This is a genomic window from Bacillus sp. SIMBA_074, assembly GCF_046534555.1.
GTDB lineage: Bacteria > Bacillota > Bacilli > Bacillales > Bacillaceae_G > Bacillus_A > Bacillus_A mycoides.
The window spans coordinates 1-257 of the sequence record NZ_JAWRYM010000796.1 but is presented as its reverse complement, the minus strand read 5'-3'; the positions used below and the strand labels follow the sequence as shown (position 1 = coordinate 257).

General features: G+C 75.1%; 1 protein-coding gene. It reads left to right on the top strand.

Annotated elements, in window-relative coordinates:
- On the top strand, positions 1 to 257 hold a 257-nt coding region (locus SB773_RS32945; RefSeq protein WP_410594622.1), incomplete at both ends, for a hypothetical protein.

Below are 257 nucleotides of genomic sequence, written 5' to 3'. Positions count from 1 at the left end.
CCCGGCTCAACGCCCGGCCGTTCCCGGCCCGGCTCAGCGAGACCACCCTGCAGATGGTCGAGATGCTGGGCGCCCATGCGACCGGTCCGCTGCGCGCGGTGTTCACCCGCGCACGCCGGCTGCAGCCCCTCCTCCGTACGGTCCTCGGCCGGCTGAGCGACGAGACGCGGGCGATGGTCCGCACCACGACGGCGGTCACACAGCTGAGCGGCAGCCTCGCCGCGAACGCCCTGCCCGAGACGGCGGAGGCGGTCGTC